This is a genomic window from Devosia sp. MDV22-iso42, assembly GCF_058629155.1.
The window spans coordinates 25,621-42,976 of sequence record NZ_JBZVWR010000010.1 but is presented as its reverse complement, the minus strand read 5'-3'; the positions used below and the strand labels follow the sequence as shown (position 1 = coordinate 42,976).

Sequence of the window (17,356 nt, the reverse complement as noted above, 5' to 3'; positions counted from 1 at the left end):
TGCACGACAATGGCTGCAAAAGTAAGGCGTGGGCTGCAAAAGCAAGGCGTGACAGCATGTGCTGCGCTGCCCCTCCCCCGCAGGGGAGAGGCGTGCCGGTCGATTACACCAGCGGCTTGAGATTGGCCTCGATGCTGGCGCGGCGGCTTTCGAGGAAGGGCGGCAGCGCCAGGCTTTCGCCCAGGGTTTCCATCGGTTCGTCGGCGGCAAAGCCGGGCACATCGGTGGCGATCTCGAACAGGATGCCATTGGGTTCACGGAAATACAGCGAGGTAAAGTAGAAGCGCTCGACTTCACCGCTGGAACGGATGCCGGCCTGGGTCACGCGCTCGATCCACAGCCGCAGGCTGTCCTGATCGGGGGTGCGGAAGGCGACGTGATGCACGCCACCGGCACCAGGACGGGCGGCCGGCAGCGCCGGATCGACCACGACATGCAGTTCGGCGCCCGGGCCGCCCGGACCCATTTCGAAGACATGGGTTTCCGGCGTGTGGCTGGTCATGGCGTAGGAGCGAACCTTGCGCATGTTCATCACCTGGGTGAGCACGGCCTCGGTACGGTCGAGCCGCGGCACCGCCATGGAGATGGGGCCAAGGCCAATGATCTGGCGCTCGGCGGGCACGGGCGACTTGGCCCAGGGCACGACCTTGTTAACCGCATCGATCACCATGCGGAAGCGCTGGCCTTCGAAATCCTCGAAATCAAGCGAGAGCTGGCCGTTACGCTCCTTGATGGCGCTGGTGCCGACATTGCTCGACTGTAGGTGGTTCTTCCACCAGTTCAGACTGTCTTCGCTATCGACGCGCAGGCCAGTGCGGCTGACAGTATGGTTGCCGCGCTGCTCGCGTGGCGTCTCGAAATCAAAGAAGGTCAGATCGGCGCCGGGAGAAGCCACGCCATCGCCATAGAACAGGTGATAGGCGGTGGTCTGGTCCTGGTTGACCGTCTTCTTGATCAACCGCATGCCCAGCGTCTGGGTATAGAAAGCCAGGTTCTTCCTGGGCTCGGCGGTGACCGCCGTGAGGTGATGGATGCCTCCGAGTTCGAGCGTCATGGTCGTATCTCCTGAACTGGCGCGGGTGCCGCGCTGCTGTTGCGATAGATGTAGAGGACCGCGACGGGTTTGTGCAGACTGACAATACCGACAGACTGATGTCGATACTTGAACAAAGGCGCTGGCAGGCCGAGGTCAGGCGGCGGGGGTGCGGAGAATTTTGCTCATGGCCTTGCCCTTGGCGAGCTCGTCGATGAGTTTGTCCATGATGCGGATTTCGCGCATTGTTGGCTCGGCAATTTCTTCGACCCGCACGCCGCAGACGACGCCGGTGACCAAGGATCGGGCCGGGTTCATGGCCGGCGCCTGGGCGAAGAAATTTTCCAGCGTCACGCCCGATGCAATGGTCTGATCGAGGCTTTGCCTGTCGTGGCCGGTGAGCCAGAAGAGAATTTCGTCGACTTCCTGCCGGGTGCGGTTCTTGCGTTCCGCCTTGGTCAGGTAGAGCGGATAAATGCTGGCAAAGCTGTAATTGTAGAGCCGCTGATTGGTCATGATGCCTCCCACCGCAGGCAGTCTAAAGCATGTTGCGGGCCCGGCAAGCGTCGTCAGCGGCACGTGGCCTATCTTGCGTCGGCGATCACAATTGCCCGAGACCTGTCTTTTTGACATGTCCCTGGCCAGCCTGATGCGCTATCCCTTGCAAGAACATAAAGGGAACGACCATGGCCACGCTGACACTGCGCCGCAAGCTGGCTATCCTCGCCGATGCAGCAAAATATGATGCGTCCTGCGCCTCAAGCGGTTCGGAAAAGCGGAATAGCGCGGGCACGGGCGGCATCGGTTCGACCGAAGGCAGCGGCATCTGCCACTCCTATGCCCCGGATGGCCGCTGCATCTCGCTGCTCAAGATACTGCTCACCAATTTCTGCGTCTATGACTGCGTCTACTGCGTCAACCGCTCGTCGTCCAATGTGGCGCGGGCGCGGTTCAGCGTCGCCGAAGTGGTGCGGCTGACGCTGGACTTCTACAAGCGCAATTATATCGAAGGCCTGTTCCTCTCCTCGGGCGTGATCCGCTCGCCGGACTATACGATGGAGGAGCTGGTGCGGGTGGCGCGGAGCCTGCGCGAGGAGCATCAGTTTGCCGGCTATATCCACCTCAAGGTGATACCCAATGCGGCGCCTGAACTGCTGGTCGAGGCGGGGCGCTGGGCCGATCGGCTCTCGACCAATATCGAAATGCCGACCGATATCGGCCTGGAGCAGCTTGCGCCGGAGAAAAAGCCCAGCGAAATCCGCACCGCCATGGCCAATCTGCGCGGCAAGCTGGACGAGGCAGGGCCGGACAAGAAGGCGCGGGCGAAAAAACCGAAATTCGCGCCGGCCGGGCAATCGACGCAGATGATCGTGGGCGCCGATGCGGCCGATGACAGCGCCATTCTCAACCGGGCGGCGGGGCTCTACTCCGGCTACAAACTGCGGCGGGTGTATTATTCGGCGTTTTCGCCCATTCCCGATGCCAGTGTGCGCCTGCCGGTCAAGGCGCCGCCGCTGATGCGCGAGCACCGGCTCTACCAGGCCGACTGGCTGATCCGGTTTTATGGCTTTGAAGTCCCCGAGATCGTTTCGGGCGGCGAAGACGGGCTGCTCGACCTCGTCATCGATCCCAAGCTGGCCTGGGCGCTCAAGAGCCGGGCGCGGTTTCCGGTAAACGTCAACCGGGCCGACCGGGAAATGCTGTTGCGGGTGCCGGGACTGGGGACGCGCAGCGTTGACCGCATCATCGCCACGCGCCGGCATCACAGCCTGCGGCTGGATGATGTGGCGCGCATTGCCGGCACAATCGACAAGATACGGCCCTTCATCGAGGCGGTGGACTGGACGCCGGGTGGGTTGACCGATGATGCGCGCCTGCGCGCACGCCTCGTGCCGCCGCCGGAACAGTTGAGCCTGTTCTGATGCATGTCGTCCGCCTGCTGGCCCCCAACGACTTTGCCGAATGGCGCGGCAAGGCGCGGCAATTGCTGGCGGCGGGTTTATCCCCCCGGCAGGTGGAGTGGCGTATGCTGGGCGATGCTGGTGGTTTGCTCGACGATGTCGACGCCATGGCTCTGCCGCAGGCCGATCGTCCGATCGGCTCGGTGCCGCGGCAATTCCTCGATCTGGCGCAACAGGCCATCTGCCATGCCGATCCGGCGCGCTTTGCCGTGCTCTATGACCTGCTCTGGGCGCTGCAAAGCAATAACCGGTTGCTCGAAGACGCCACACACAATGCTAACAGTCTGTTAACGAAATGGGCCTCCGCCGTGCGTCGGGACAGCCACAAGATGAAAGCCTTCGTCCGCTTCAAATCCATTGCCGAGGGCGATGGGCTGGAGCGCTATGCCGCCTGGTTCGAGCCCGAGCATTATACGCTGGAAATGACCGCCCCGTTCTTTGCGCGGCGCTTCGACGGCATGATCTGGGCCATCGTCACGCCCTATCGCAGTGCCTATTGGGACGGGGACAGCCTGGGCTTCGGGCCGGGCGGGCAGCGCGCCGACGTGCCGCAGGACGATGCGGTAGAGGACGACTGGAAGACCTATTTCTCCTCCATCTTCAACCCGGCGCGGCTCAAAGTCAGCATGATGAAGTCGGAGATGCCGATGAAGTACTGGCGCAATCTGCCCGAGGCCGAGCTGATTGCGCCGCTGATCCGTGGCGCACGACAGATGGCGACCGAGATGATCGAGCGGGCCGCCAGCCAACCGCCATCCCGACATTTGCGGCAGCAGTCGCGCGAGCCGGAGGCCGAGGATAGCCAGGGGGATATCGCAACGCTCGTCGATGCCCGCGCGGCGGTGCAGGCCTGCCAGCGCTGTCCGCTCTATGAGCAGGCGACGCAGACAGTATTCGGCGAGGGGCCTGAACAGGCCGCCGTGATGTTTGTCGGCGAGCAGCCGGGTGACCATGAGGATCTGGCCGGGAAGCCCTTTGTCGGACCGGCCGGCAAGGTGTTGGACGCGGCGATACAAAAGGCCGGCATCGACCGCTCGGCCGTCTATGTCACCAATGCGGTCAAGCACTTCAAGTTCGTGCCGCGCGGCAAGCGCCGCATCCACCAGCGACCGGACGGCGGTGAAGTGCAGGCCTGCAAGTTCTGGCTCAATCTGGAGATCGGGCTGCTCAGGCCCAGGATCATTGTCGCGCTGGGTGCAACGGCGGCGCAGAGTCTGCTGGGAAAGGCCATCAAGATCAGCGCCTTGCGTAGCGCGCCAGTCATCATGGAGGATGGCACGATCCTCTTCGTCACCAATCATCCGTCCTATCTGCTGCGTATCCCAGATGCCGACGGCAGGGCGCGGGAGAGTGCCAAGTTCGAGGCCGACCTGATGCTGGTGCGGCAGGCACTGGAGGCCTTGCCGTTGCGGCAGCAAAACTTGTCGGGCTAGCGTCTTGACAGGGTGGCGTGGTAAACTTAGTTAGGGCACATGACCGGGGCGACCCGGGCATAACTTATGGCGGAGTAGCTCAGTTGGTTAGAGCAGCGGAATCATAATCCGTGTGTCCCCAGTTCAAATCTGGGCTTCGCTACCAATAAAACGCCGGAAATCCAAAGGTTTCCGGCGTTTTTCTTTTTCAGCCCATGCAGCCTCGACCCAATTAGGACGCGATTAGGACGCCGATCCGGGTTTCTACGCCGGCGCGGCCTCGTTCGATGCCGGTCTGTGGATAACCGTTTCGATCCATGATTCCTGTTTAAAGCCAACAAACCGGTTTTCCAGTTTAAACGCAAAAAGCCCGGCGCGATGGCAGGGCTCTTGGGATCGATGCTGGTGGTGGCTCGGCGATTAAATGCCAGCTGCAAAACTTGTCAGCGGGCCGCGCTGCAGTTCATAGATCTCGGAGATCCGCAGCATGGCCGCCAGCTGCTCAGCCCAAGCGGCATCCCGTTGAATCCAGATGCCGTCGAGGCGGGCCTGCAACTCGTCATAGAATGCGGCGGGCTGGCCCATCGTGAACATCGGCTCCTGCATGACCAGCCACTCTTTATTCAGCTTGCCGGCCAGATCGGCGTTGACGATCACCTGCAGGCGCTCGCGCTCGGCGTTGAGTTCCTGATTTTTGGCGCAAACGGTGTCCTCGCTCATTTCTTCTTTGCTTTCTCTTTTTTGATGGTGACCGCCGGTTCTGTCATCGACGTGAATTGGAATCCGTATTTCGCCATCAGATCCCGCATCTCTGCCAGCCCAACGATGCCCGTCTGCTTCATTTCGTTTTCCAATTCTTTCAACGCCTCGAGTTCCGTCTCACGGACCGGGATGACGCTTCTGATGAGATCGGCGAGCCGTCGATCGAATAGTGCATTTTCAGATTCACTAGCGGCGGCCTCGGCTACGGTCGCACGTCTCATGCCGAGGTCTCTCGCCATCGCCGTGATCCAACCGTGTCTTGGGCGGCCGTTCTCGTCGGCAGAGCGGGCCGAATCCAAAAATGCTATGAACTGACCGGACTCCTAGGGCGACTGACGGCATGCACGGAGGGCACCCGTGAAGTGTCAGCTTTCGAGATTTCAATTGCGTATAAGGACGACTGGTATGGGCTACTGCTGCCAGGTAGAAACGCGCCCCATTTCAGCCGTTGAGCCCGCTTCGGCCGAGGCCGCTAAAGCGGTCGTTCAGCTGAGCGGCCGGCAACGGTGATAGCGGGGTCGGTAACTGCCGGTCGGCACGCGCGCCCAATGAGACGTTCAGATCAGCGCAATCGTTGCCGAAAATCGCCGCTCGGCTTCTTATTGATTGGTCCGCTCCCGAAGCATCTTAGCTAGGATTAGTAACCCGCCCTGATCGGCCGACAAAGCATGGGTCACACCAGCATTATGATCAGTCGGAATTCCACCGTACCCTCCCACCACATGGGAAAGTTCGTACCCCACTTGTTGTTGTAGAGATTAATCCGGATTCCTGCAGCGTAATCCGGGATTTCGCTGCAGAAAGGCATGAAATCGGTCCCGGCGGGGGCGATGAGGCCGGCATCGAGCAGATGGATTTCGAGCGCCCCAGCCGCTGTCATTGTCCGCGCCGCCTCCGCCGCCTGCAACTGGCCGCCGCCGCGCCGGACGATGTTGCTGCCGTCATGCCACAAGCCCATCTTGAGCAGCGACCAATGACGCGCCTGCGCTGGCGTGCAGGTCAGGAACCCGGCCTCGGGCATCCGGTTGGCTGGCTTGTCGTGCACTACCAGCGTCAGCTCTACCCGGTGATCATCGAGACCGCGGATGCTGATCGCGTGGCGGGCGGGCGCGCCGAGCTCAGCGCTGGCGTCGGCCGGCATTTCGGCGATGGCCGTGCGCCCGTCGGGCGCGACACCACCATGGCTCGGCGAAAAGCGCGCCGTCCTTGCCGCGCCGGCCCGCTCCAGCCCCGGCTTGTCATGATCGAGGATGGCCCATTCATCGCGGTGCTGCAGGTAAGAGCCCAGATGACGCTGCAGCTCGGTCCAGTCGTAGCTTTCGTGTCGATAGCCGAACAGCGACCCGGACGTGCCCTCGACCACCTGTCCGCCGGGCCCCGTGAGCCGGGCGATGTCGCCTGTCGCAGCATCGAGCTCGGCGGTCCAGCCATTGTCGCTGAGCATTGTGCCCGGCACGGGCTCTGGCGTCGCGGCCGGCGTCAGCGCGGCCAGGGCCGTATCGGCAGCGGCGCGGTCCGCGGAGCCGAGTTGCATCAGCGCCGCGTCGAGATAGGCGCGCTGCTCGGCCCAGGATTGTTCGGCATAGCTGAAGCGATAGTCATGGCGCCGTGCCTGTTCGAAATCGTCACGATCCCAGGCCCTATCGTCGCGGAGGTAGGTCTTGATGTCGACGCCCCAGGTGTGTTCGGCGACCATGGTCAGGCCGCGGCCGAAGGCCAGACGCGACGGGGTCAGCGTGTCATAGCCATCATAGACCCGCTGCAGGGCACGGAACCGGGCGAGCTTGTGCGGATCACTGGCCGCGCCATGAATCCAGCTATCGCCGATTTCTTTCTCAAGGACGGGAAACTGCTCGCGGCGGGCCCACATTGCCGCGCCAAACGCGTCGAGCGTCGAGGGGACGATGTCGGCATCGGGATGAGCGTGCTGGAGGTGGCGCAAGGCCTCGACGGTCTGGCCGACGCTTTGCGGGCCGATATTGTCATTGGTATGGGCAAAGCTCAGCCCGATGTCGGAACCGGCGGGAAAATCGGTCTCGCCATAGGAGGCCTGATACATCACCACCACCTCCGAACCGTCCGGCGCGCGCCAGCGGAAGATCGGCGGCACGTCGGGGACCGGGCTGGCCGTATTGACCCCCAGATGCAGGAAGCGGATGCCCGCTTCGGCCAGCAGCGGCACCATGCCCAGACTATGCCCGGGCACGTCGGTCATCTTGGCAGCGATGGTGCTGCGCCCGAAACGGCGGTCGAGTTCCTGCCCATAGGACAGGCCTGCGCGGAACAGAGCCGGGGACATGAGCTCGGTATGGGTGGTGAAGGGCAGGCCATGCCAGGCAATCAGCCCGCGCTCGATGGCCCGTTCCAGCCGCCTGACCCGTTCGGCGTCCTGGCTGTTGAGGTGGTCCCATATCAGCCAGGCCCCCGTGGTCCAGATAAAGGCGGGCCGTTCGGGGTTTTCAGCAAAAAAATGCTCGCCGGTGCTGATCGCCTGCGGAATGAACTGCTCATGATATTGCTGCCGCACCCGTGCCGCGTGGTCGGTGAAGCCGATATCGAGATGGGTCTTGAAGACCAGGTGAATGCGTTTGTCGGTCATGGATGTTTTCAGCCTACGGTGCCGCGGACAACAAGCCGGGTTTGCAGGGTTTCCTCGAGGGCGGGCGCTCCAGGATTGTTGAGCCGTCTGAGGATCAGCCGCACCAGCGCCCGCACCCGTTCTTCGAGGTCGAACTTGACCGTGGTGAGGTTGTAGCTTTTCCAGTGCGACTGGGCGATGTCGTCGAAGCCGACCACCTTGACGTCCTCGGGCACGCGCAGGCCCAGTTCGTGTCGCAGGGCATCGATGACGCCGAACGCGCCGACGTCGTTGGCGGCAAAGATCGCATCGGCCCCATGCCCCACGCGGAACAGGTCAAGGGTGGCGGCATAGGCCTTGTCATAGCTGAAATCGCTGGGCGCGATGATCGGCGGCGGCAGGCCGCGCTGTGCCATGACGGTGCGCAGCATCTCCTCACGGGCCGTATTCGCGCGGGTCTTGGCGACACCCGACACATAGGCAATGCGCCGAACGCCATAGCCCTGCAGCAGGGCCACGGCCTGTTCGATACCGGCCCGTTGCAGCACGTTGAGCCGGTCATGCAAGGGGCCGGACGGGGCCTCGTCGGTCGCGTCGGGACTGGGATAATGCACGTAGATCGGGACGGCTCGGTCGAGGAACCGCGCCAGCGTCGTTGGCTTGACGTTCTCGACAAAGGCGATGACCGAATCCGGGTTGAAGCCACGCATATAGGCCAGCAGCTTTTCGTCCATGCTGTAGTCGGTCCGCGTCTTGAACAGCAGGGTGGCAAAGCCTTCGTCCTGCAGGGCGGTGGTCAACGCGTCGATTTCCTGGCTTTCCCAGTAGCTGCAGACATCAGGCACGATGATGCCCACCAGATGCGAGCGGCCGCTGACTAAAGCGCGCGCCGCGCGGTCCGGCGTATAGTCGAGCTCCTGCGCAATGCGCAGAATGAGCTCGCGTTTTTCCGGCTTGAGCGAAGTGTGAGGATTGAACGCCCGCGACACGGCCACGCGCGAAACGTTCGCACGCTGCGCCACCATCTCCGCCGTCGCGCGTCCGCGGCTCACATCACTCAACTGCGCCCCCGAGGATTATGAAATCGTGTTCAAACCTCTGACCGGCTAATGTGACTCTGTCAAGCTGATCCAAAGGCAGGAAGACTGCCGTGATCTGGGTCCTTTGTCACTATAATGTTGCAAAGGCGTGGCATGCCAAAGCAACCTTTCCCGTCCGCGAATTCTCCGCATTGACGGAAAGTGAAAACGTGTTCATTCTTGCCTGGCTGGCCCCTGAGGGGAAGCCAAGCCTGGCTACCGGAGAATTCGGAGCCGCTCCATGGGAGGAATTTTGCGATGAGCAATCGTCTGCGCAGCCTTGCGCTCAGCCTGATCGGCGCCACGGCCTTTGTCGGCCCCACTTTCGCTGTCGACCTCGACATCACCTGCCGCTGCGTCATCGGCGGCGTCAATAGCGGTACGGCAGAGTGGATCGAAAACAGCGTGATCCCCGCCTTCGAAGCGGCCAATCCCGACATCAATGTCAATCTCAACCAGTTCGGCGGCGAAGACGCCCAGCTCACCCAGCAGCTGGCGCTCGATTTCTCGACCGGCGCTGGTCCCGATGTCACGGCCTTTGACGGCTTTCTGATCCCCGGCTTCGTGGAAGGCGGGCTGCTCAAGCCGCTCGAAGAAGTCGCCGGCCCCGAAGTCAACGACTGGGCGGGCTGGGCAGCGCTGTCGGAAGGCTCGCGCGCCCTGATGCAGTATCAGGACAGCTATTACGGCATTCCGCTAGGCACCGACGTGCGCATGATCCACACGCGCAAGGATATGCTCACCGAAGCAGGCATCGACGCTGACACCTGGCAGCCCACGTCCTGGGAAGAAATCCTCGACGCCGCCCGCGCCATCAAGGAAGTCCGTCCCGACAGCTTCCCGATCCAGCTTAATGCCGGCGTCGCCATGGGCGAAGCCACCACCATGCAGGGCTACTGGCTGGCGCTGCTGGGCACCGGCGAAACGGTGATGGACGAGAATGGCAAATATATCGTCTCCAGCCAGGGGATCCTCGATACCCTCAACCTCTACAAGACCATCTATGTGGACGAGCAGCTCGGTGACCAGCGCGCCCAGCTGCTGGCCGATGGCCGCAACCGCTCCTTCGCCAATTTCCGCGACGGCGTGACGGCGCTGCTGTTCGAGGGTGACTATTTCTATCGCTCGGTTACCCCGGAAGGCTCCGAATTCGCCGTGGCCGACCGTGACAATGTCATGGGCTGGGCCAAGATTCCGGCCCGCGAACCCGGCGCCGGCATCCGCGGACAGGATTTCGTCACCATTTCGGGCGGCACCGGCTTCGTGCTCAATCCCGCCACCGATGCGCCCAAGGAGGCCTGGGCCCTGCTCTCGTTCATGAACGAGCCCGAGATGCAGAATGCCTTCCAGGCGATCCAGCCACGCATTACCGCGCGCACGGATATCGAGATCCCCAACAACCCGTTCCTGACCGAGACCAGCCAGAAACTGCTGCCGCTCACCACGGCCCGTCCGAATGACGAAAACTACAATGCCGTCTCTGCCGAAATCCAGCGCATGACGGAGGCCGTCGTGTCCGGCGAGCTGTCGCCGGAAGAGGCCATGGCGCAGTATGCCACCTCGGTCATCGGCATTGTCGGCGAAGAAAACACCGTCAGCCTGCTCTGACACCTCTTGCCTGCACCCGGCATTCTTCGGGATGCCGGGCGTTGCGGCACAGATGTTGCGATGTTTCCTCGCGGCATGGCTCCCCAGCCCTGCTGGCGAGCTTATCGAGCCGCGTGTCGCAGCCATAAAGGTTCTGCGGCGCGACCACCTCCTTCGACAGGTTCAGGATGAGCTCTACTGAACGCGGCGCGAGAAAATCCATGACCACAGATCCCATTGCTGACCAGCCCAAGCGCAAGGTGAAGAATTTTGCTCTCCTGTCCAACAAGGCAGGTGCGGCTTTCCTGACGCCGGCGGGCCTGCTGGTCTCGGTCTTTGTGATCGTGCCCTTCTTCTGGATCATCTTTGTCTCCTTCACCAATCGGACGCTGCTTGGCAGCACGGCGCTCAACCCGGAATTTGTCGGGCTGGCCAACTATGTTGCGCTGTTCGATCCGGCCAATTTCTTCCAGCGCGGGCAGTTCGGCTTCTCGCTGATCCTCACCACCCAGTTCGTGCTGGCATCGGCGCTGTTCGGCCAGGCGCTGCTCGGGCTGCTGCTGGCCTGGCTGATCCAGACCGTGCCCCCTGTCGTCAAGCGGCTGACCGAGACCTTCGTCATCGCCGCCTGGATCCTGCCCGAAGTGGTGATCGGCTTTGCCTGGTTCGCCTTCCTCGATCGCGACCAGGGCACCCTCAATGCGCTGCTTGGCAGCGTCGGGCTGCCGCCGGGCGATTTCCTGCTCGATCAGCCTTTCTGGGTCATCGTGGTGTTCAACACCTGGCGGGGCGCCGCCTTCTCCATGATGCTGTTCAGCTCGGCCTTCTCGTCCATTCCACCTAGCTATTTCCAGGCGGCCGATGTGGCCGGCGCCTCTTCGTGGCAGAAGTTCAAGGATATCGGGCTGCCGCTGATCCGCGGCCATATCGTCACCGACCTCATCCTCATCACCATGTGGACGTTCAACACCTTCACGCCCTTCCTGCTCACCAATGGCGGACCGAGCTACCGCACCGAATTGGTGTCGATCTACAATTACCGCGTCGCCTTCAACGACTTCCAGTTCGGCAAGGGCGCCGCCGTCGGCGTCATCATGATGCTGATCAACCTTGCCTTCGCGCTGGTCTATCTCAGCATCGGCAGAAAGAAGAGGGGCTGACCGCCATGAAGCTCACCCTGCCTGCCTTTGTTGGTCGCATCGCCTTTTCGGCCTTGGCCGCGCTGATCGGCGCCGCCTTCGCGCTGCCGCTGCTGTGGTTCCTGTTTGCACCATTCAACGCCCGGGCCGAGCTGGGGCTCGCCATTCCCGATCCATGGACGCTGTCAAATTTCGTCACCGTGTTCGGCAACAGCTTTGCCGTGCAGGCGCTGTGGAACAGCCTGATACAGTCCGGGGGCGGCGTCATTCTCGTCGGGGCGGCGGCGACGCTGGCGGCTTATGCCCTGTCGCGCTCCTCGCTGCCGGGCAGGGGCGCCGTCACCTATATCTTGCTGCTATTTTCTTCGGTGGTGTCAGGATCGGCGGCGATGGTGCCGATTTTCCTGATCGTTTCGGCTGCGGGGCTGATCGACACCCATCTCGCGGTGATCCTGACCTTTGCCGGTGGTCTGCTCCCCACCGCCATGTTCATCCTGCGCGACTTCATCGACTCGATCCCCAAATCCTACGAGGAAAGCGCCATGGTTGCCGGTGCCTCGCCGGTACAGGCGTTTTTTGACGTGGCGCTGCCGGTGATCCGGCCGGGTATCGTCGTCGTCGTGGTGTGGAGTTTCGTCAATATCTGGGGCAGCTTCCTGATCCCCTTCATCCTGCTGCGCAGCGACGACCAGATGCCCGCTTCGGTCGCCATCTACTCGTTCTATTCCGAGGCTGGCACGCCCATCGTCACCCTCCTGGCCGCCTATTCGCTCATCTACTCGCTTCCCGTCATCGCCCTTTACCTCTTCGTCAGCTGGAAGTTCGGTTTCCGGTTCTTTGGCGGCATCAAGGCCTAACTCACCATGGCATCAGTTGAATTTCGTAACGTCATCAAGACCTTCGGCACCTTCAACGCGGTTTCGGACGTCAGCTTTTCCATCGGCGACGGCGAGTTCGTCTGCCTGCTGGGCCCCTCCGGCTGTGGCAAGACCACCAGCCTGCGCATGATCGCGGGGCTCGAGACGCCGACTGCGGGTCAGATCCTGATCGGGGGCGAGGACGTCACGCACTACCACCCCAAGGATCGCCAGATTTCCATGGTCTTCCAGGACTATGCGCTCTATCCGCACATGAACCTTGCAGACAATATCGCCTACCCGCTCAAGGTGCGCGGCAAGTCCGAGACCGAGCGCCATGGTCGCGCCCAGGAAGTCGCCGACGTGCTCAAGATCGGCCATTTGCTCGACCGGCTGCCAAGCCAGATTTCGGGCGGTCAGCAGCAGCGCACCTCGCTGGCGCGGGCGCTGGTTTATCCGAGCCGGGTCTACCTGTTCGACGAGCCGCTCTCAAATCTCGATGCCAAGTTGCGCCTGGAAGCGCGCGGCTTCCTCAACCACTTGCAGCGCGACATGGGCATGACGGCGGTTTACGTCACCCACGATCAGGCCGAAGCCATGGCCTTGGCCACGCGCATTGCGGTGATGGACCAGGGCAAGATCGTGCAATATGCCCCGCCTATCGAGATCTATCGCCGGCCGGCGACCACATTCGTTGCCAATTTCGTCGGCAATCCGCCGATGAACCTGGTGCCGGTCGAGGCGGTGCAGGGTGATGGGCAGTTGCGTCTTTCCGCCGATGACCTCGTGCTGGGAGGCCTTGCCATGTCGTCCGGCATCGGCACGGCCCTGGGCGCCGGCAAGACGCTGACGCTGGGCATAAGGCCAGAACATCTGGCCATTGCCGAGCCGGGCGCCGCCAATACCATTTCGGGTAAGCTCTTCGCCAACGAGAATATGGGACCCGAGAGTCTGGTGACCATCGAACGCCTTGACGGATCGCGCGTTACCGCCCGCATCTTCACCGATGACCATATCGCACTGGACGAGGCGGTGACCCTGAGCTTTTCGAGCGAGCATGTGCATCTGTTCGACGGCGCCGGAAACCGTATTGCGGCCGATGGAGAAACGGCACTGTGAGCCAGACGATTACGGCGCGGATCACCCGCGCCGACCAGGCCGCCAATCCCTATTTCTACGTGCCTTTTGACGTGCCTGCGGGTACGACGCGGATCGATGTCGCGCTCGCCTATGCCAAGAATGAGGATTGCGTCATCGACCTAGGCGCCTTCGATCCCCGTGACACCGGTTACCCGACGAATGAGGGCTTTCGCGGCTGGAGCGGCGGGGCGCGCGACCGCTTCTTCATCGCCACCGACGATGCCACGCCCGGCTATGTGCATGGCGCCATCCAGCCAGGGCGCTGGTCGGTGATCCTTGGGCTCTACAGGGTTCCTGAGGCGGGCACCGAAGTCAGCGTCACCATAGCGCTCGATGCGGCGCCACGCACCCTTGAGCCGCAGCCGGCCCAGACCTTTCCTGTGCACCGGCAGGCGGGCTGGTACCGGGGTGACCTCCACTGCCACACCTTTCATTCCGACGCCAAGGGCTCGCCCGAACTGCTGCATGCGGCGGCCCGGCAGGCCGGCCTCCATTTCCTGGCCATTGCCGACCACAACACCACCACGCAGCGCCGGTATTTCCACCCGCAATCCTCGCCTGAACTGGTATTTGTGCGCGCCATGGAGGTGACCACGGCCGAGGGTCACGCCAATGTCTATGGCGTGGATGACTGGATCGATTTCCGCATGACGCGCCGGGCCGATTCGCACACACTGGCGCGGCTGGTGCATGACAAGGGCGGGTTGCTCTCGATAAACCACGACAAGCCACCCATTGCCTGGGAGTATGAACTGCCCGAGGCGGATTGCCAGGAAGTCTGGCAGAGCACCTGGATGGCGTGGAATTGGATCGCGCTCGAGCGCTGGCAGCAGCGCCTGGCCTCCGGACTTCGCCTCTCAGCGATCGGGGGGTCCGACTATCACCAGCCGGCCCACCTCATGCCGGAAGGTCCGCTGGTACTGGCGCGCCCGACCACCGTGCTGTGGCTGCCCAAACTCGCCGAGGACGCCATCCTTGCCGCCATGAAGGCCGGCCAGGGCTATATTACCGAGAGCCCGACCGGCCCGGCGCTTGTGATGACCGTCGATGGCCAGCCGATGGGCTCGACCGTCGCCGGACCGCGCATGGCACGCGCCGAGGTCAAGGGCGCCAAAGGTGACCGGTTGGTCTGGATCGATGCCAGTGGTCACGTCGGCTCAGCGCTGATCGAGGCGGATGAGTGGTCCCATGACTTCGCAATTAGCGATGCAAGGGGCTTCATCCGGGCAGAGATTGTGGCCGAGGCCAGTCGCGAGCGCCTCGGTGCCGAATTCCTGGCCCTGATTGAGGGCCGCGAACTGCCATGGCAGCTGCGGGGCGTCAATCTGGTTGACCAGGCGATCCGCCGCGCGCTTGGCAATCCAGTCTATTTCGAGGGCTGAGCCATGCTGATCGCCAACGCGCCCCGCTCCTGGGACATCGCCTATCCGTGTCGATATAACGCGGTAAGAACCAGCTGTGCCGGATTCCGGAACCAGTTCTCACCGATTTAACAAATTTCTTGACCGCAATCCTGGAGTCAGCGCGACTTTGGAAGATGATCGAACCAGACTGGCCAGACTCAGCCAGGGGCGAAACGCCGCGCCCGACAAGCCTTAAGCCGGCTTTGCTCATTTGCGACTGCTGCGCGGTGGCAGCTTTCGGGGCCGCTAAAATATAGGCGCAGTGTCGGGAATGGGGCCGGAAACTGCCCGTCTGCTTTTGGTTGCCGCAAGTCGGAAAGCAGCCATTGCGCATGCGGTCGCACCGATGGCTCATTTGGGCCGATTGCAGATTGACCGGCTTTGAACAGAAATTCGCGTAAGCTGCCTTTCTGCCTTTGAGCAACGCGAGCCCCTGCAAATGACCACGTCGCAAATCCTGATCTTTGTCATTCTGTTTGCAACAATGGCGCTTTTTCTGTGGGGAAGGTTCCGGCACGACATAGTGGCACTGCTGGCGTTGATGGCCTGCGTCGTGGGAGGGCTGGTGCCAGCGGCGGACGCATTTGCGGGCTTTGGCCATCCGGCTGTAATCACCGTGGCCTGCGTTCTGGTGCTGAGCCAGGGTCTGCAGAGCACCGGCGCAGTGGATTGGCTGGCTCGCACCGTGCTGCCACGCGAGCCGGGTCGACTGACCGGCATGGCCGTGCTGATGGGACTGGGGGCGCTCCTGTCGGGCTTCATGAACAACGTCGGCGCCATGGCTCTCTTGATGCCCGTTGCGGTGCAACTGTCCCGCCGACTGGACATGTCGCCCGGCCAGGTGTTGATGCCATTGGCATTCGGCACCATCCTGGGCGGCATGACCACGCTGATCGGCACACCGCCGAACCTGATCGTTTCGGGGTTTCGCGCCGAGGTGGGATTGGGCCATTTCGCGATGTTCGACTTTGCTCCGGTCGGGGTCGCGGTGGCAGTGCTCGGTGTGGCCTTTGTCGCACTGGTTGGCTGGCGCCTGGTGCCCGCCCGCAAAGCGGTCGACACCGAGGGCTTCGAGACGGGCGCCTATATGACCGAAGTGCGCGTGCCCGAAGACAGTAAGGCAGTCGGCCTGACTTTGCGGGCATTCGAGCGCCAGATTGAGGTCAGCGAGGCGCAAGTCGTAGGCCTTGTACGCAACGAGGTTCGGATGACCGCGCCGCATGGCGGCAGACACATCCGCGCCGGAGACATTCTGGTGATCGAGGCGGACGTTGAAGCGCTGGCCGAGGCGCTGTCGGTCTTTGGCGTCAAGCTGGAAGAACAGGGACCCTCGACTGCAGAGGGCGAGGAGGACGGGGATGCGAAGAAATCGCCTGGCCAGGCACAGGATGAAACAGATGACGGCGACAAAAAGCGAGATGAGGACATCGTGCTGCGCGAACTTGTCGTATTGCCCAGCTCCAGCATAGTCGGCCGCTCAGCCTCCGATCTGCGGTTGCGCACGCGTTACGGACTGAACCTCCTGGCGGTGTCGCGTGAGGGACACCGGCCGAAGTCACGGCTGCGGACGCTCACACTGAAATCGGGCGATCTGCTCCTGATGCAGGGTCCAGCCGAAATAGTGTCGGAATTCGTCCGCGACACTGGTTGCGTGCCGCTGGGCGAGCGCGAGCTGCGCATCCCCGACAAGCGCATGGCGATAATCGCGAGCGCCATCATGCTGGGATCGGTGGGCATTGTCACCGCCGGGCTGCTGCCGGCGGCGTTGGCTTTCACGTTGGGGGTGATTGCGTCGATGCTCTTGCGCACCGTTCCGCTGCGCCAGATTTATACTGCCATCGACTGGCCGGTGATCGTCCTGCTGGCCGCCCTAATCCCGGTTGCGGGTGCGATGCAGGTCACGGGGGCGGCAGATGTGCTGGCGCAGTTTCTGGTAAACACCATCGCGCAGGGCAATGCAGTCGCCGCGCTCGCAGTCGTGCTGGTCGCAACAATGTGCCTGTCGGACGTGATGAACAATGCCGCCACTGCCGCAGTGCTCTGTCCAATCGCCATAGGCATCGCCTCCACTTTGGGCGTCAACCCGGACAGCTTCCTGATGGCCGTGGCTATCGGCGCCTCCTGCGCGTTCCTGACCCCCATCGGCCACCAGAACAACACCCTGATTCTTGGGCCAGGCGGATTTGGCTTTGGCGACTACTGGAAGCTGGGTCTGCCGCTTGAAATACTGGTGGTGGGGGTCAGTATCCCGCTGCTGCTGATCGTCTGGCCGCTGTGAGGCAACGACCCACGACCGTACGGGGCGCGTTCCTGTCCGGCAGCAGTCGACCCCAAGTTTCCGTTCATGACCGGGACTCAGATTCCCAAAACCTGCCGTTGGTTGGTGAAGGTCGACTCGAACTAAG

At 62.6% G+C, this 17,356-nt stretch carries 15 protein-coding genes and 1 tRNA gene; 9 read left to right on the top strand and 7 right to left on the bottom strand.

All coding sequences use genetic code 11. The features are described 5' to 3' along the window. Positions 1–103: 103 nt before the first annotated feature. Both AC4NN3_RS12085 and AC4NN3_RS12080 read right to left on the bottom strand, forming a co-directional pair. Positions 104–1,054 carry a ring-cleaving dioxygenase gene (locus AC4NN3_RS12085; RefSeq protein ID WP_491927348.1) on the bottom strand — a complete coding sequence of 317 codons (951 nt, stop codon included), beginning with the start codon at positions 1,052–1,054 and terminating at the stop codon, positions 104–106. A gap of 135 nt (positions 1,055–1,189) precedes the next feature. Further along, complete coding sequence (locus AC4NN3_RS12080) at positions 1,190–1,549, bottom strand: DUF2200 domain-containing protein (protein WP_491927347.1); 360 nt, start codon at positions 1,547–1,549, stop codon at positions 1,190–1,192. A 170-nt stretch (positions 1,550–1,719) separates the two neighbouring features. Here AC4NN3_RS12080 and AC4NN3_RS12075 point away from each other — a divergent pair, with 170 nt between their 5' ends. The 3 genes from AC4NN3_RS12075 (at position 1,720) to AC4NN3_RS12065 (ending at position 4,572) form a co-directional block, all read left to right on the top strand. Further along, positions 1,720–2,955 carry a putative DNA modification/repair radical SAM protein gene (locus AC4NN3_RS12075; protein WP_491927346.1) on the top strand — a complete coding sequence of 412 codons (1,236 nt, stop codon included), beginning with the start codon at positions 1,720–1,722 and terminating at the stop codon, positions 2,953–2,955. Beyond that, on the top strand, positions 2,955–4,427 hold the full coding sequence (locus AC4NN3_RS12070; protein ID WP_491927345.1) for a UdgX family uracil-DNA binding protein: 1,473 nt from the start codon (positions 2,955–2,957) through the stop codon (positions 4,425–4,427). The genes AC4NN3_RS12075 and AC4NN3_RS12070 overlap by 1 nt, the downstream gene beginning before the upstream one ends. A gap of 68 nt (positions 4,428–4,495) precedes the next feature. Next, a tRNA-Met gene (locus AC4NN3_RS12065) sits at positions 4,496–4,572 on the top strand. Positions 4,573–4,826: 254 nt separating this feature from the next. On the opposite strand, the gene AC4NN3_RS12060 is transcribed toward AC4NN3_RS12065, so the two are convergent. The 4 genes from AC4NN3_RS12060 to AC4NN3_RS12045 all read right to left on the bottom strand — a co-directional run bounded on the left by AC4NN3_RS12060 (position 4,827) and on the right by AC4NN3_RS12045 (position 8,771). After that, complete coding sequence (locus AC4NN3_RS12060) at positions 4,827–5,126, bottom strand: hypothetical protein (RefSeq protein WP_491927344.1); 300 nt, start codon at positions 5,124–5,126, stop codon at positions 4,827–4,829. Further along, positions 5,123–5,389, bottom strand: coding sequence for a hypothetical protein (locus AC4NN3_RS12055; protein ID WP_491927343.1), 267 nt, complete (start codon positions 5,387–5,389; stop codon positions 5,123–5,125). The genes AC4NN3_RS12060 and AC4NN3_RS12055 overlap by 4 nt, the downstream gene beginning before the upstream one ends. A 452-nt stretch (positions 5,390–5,841) precedes the next feature. Continuing rightward, positions 5,842–7,767 carry a DUF5054 domain-containing protein gene (locus tag AC4NN3_RS12050; RefSeq protein WP_491927342.1) on the bottom strand — a complete coding sequence of 642 codons (1,926 nt, stop codon included), beginning with the start codon at positions 7,765–7,767 and terminating at the stop codon, positions 5,842–5,844. Between the two features lie 8 nt (positions 7,768–7,775). Continuing rightward, on the bottom strand, positions 7,776–8,771 hold the full coding sequence (locus AC4NN3_RS12045) for a LacI family DNA-binding transcriptional regulator (RefSeq protein WP_491927592.1): 996 nt from the start codon (positions 8,769–8,771) through the stop codon (positions 7,776–7,778). Positions 8,772–9,083: 312 nt separating this feature from the next. Between AC4NN3_RS12045 and AC4NN3_RS12040 the strand changes: the two genes are divergently transcribed. Continuing rightward, a complete protein-coding gene (locus AC4NN3_RS12040; protein ID WP_491927341.1) occupies positions 9,084–10,433 on the top strand; it encodes an extracellular solute-binding protein in 1,350 nt (449 codons plus the stop codon). On the opposite strand, the gene AC4NN3_RS12035 is transcribed toward AC4NN3_RS12040, so the two are convergent. Continuing rightward, a complete protein-coding gene (locus AC4NN3_RS12035; protein ID WP_491927340.1) occupies positions 10,420–10,635 on the bottom strand; it encodes a hypothetical protein in 216 nt (71 codons plus the stop codon). The genes AC4NN3_RS12040 and AC4NN3_RS12035 overlap by 14 nt on opposite strands. Between AC4NN3_RS12035 and AC4NN3_RS12030 the strand changes: the two genes are divergently transcribed. From AC4NN3_RS12030 to AC4NN3_RS12010, 5 genes are all read left to right on the top strand, one after another. Continuing rightward, entirely contained in the window at positions 10,634–11,572 is a 939-nt protein-coding gene (locus AC4NN3_RS12030; RefSeq protein ID WP_491927339.1) for a carbohydrate ABC transporter permease, read from the top strand. The genes AC4NN3_RS12035 and AC4NN3_RS12030 overlap by 2 nt on opposite strands. Before the next feature lie 5 nt (positions 11,573–11,577). Then, positions 11,578–12,408, top strand: coding sequence for a carbohydrate ABC transporter permease (locus AC4NN3_RS12025; protein ID WP_491927338.1), 831 nt, complete (start codon positions 11,578–11,580; stop codon positions 12,406–12,408). A gap of 6 nt (positions 12,409–12,414) precedes the next feature. Next, positions 12,415–13,527: an ABC transporter ATP-binding protein gene (locus AC4NN3_RS12020; protein WP_491927337.1), complete on the top strand. Its 1,113-nt coding sequence runs from the start codon at positions 12,415–12,417 to the stop codon at positions 13,525–13,527. Beyond that, positions 13,524–14,930 carry a CehA/McbA family metallohydrolase gene (locus tag AC4NN3_RS12015; protein WP_491927336.1) on the top strand — a complete coding sequence of 469 codons (1,407 nt, stop codon included), beginning with the start codon at positions 13,524–13,526 and terminating at the stop codon, positions 14,928–14,930. Before AC4NN3_RS12020 ends, AC4NN3_RS12015 begins: the two co-directional genes overlap by 4 nt. 460 nt (positions 14,931–15,390) lie before the next feature. After that, positions 15,391–17,229: an SLC13 family permease gene (locus tag AC4NN3_RS12010; protein WP_491927335.1), complete on the top strand. Its 1,839-nt coding sequence runs from the start codon at positions 15,391–15,393 to the stop codon at positions 17,227–17,229. Positions 17,230–17,356 lie beyond the last annotated feature (127 nt).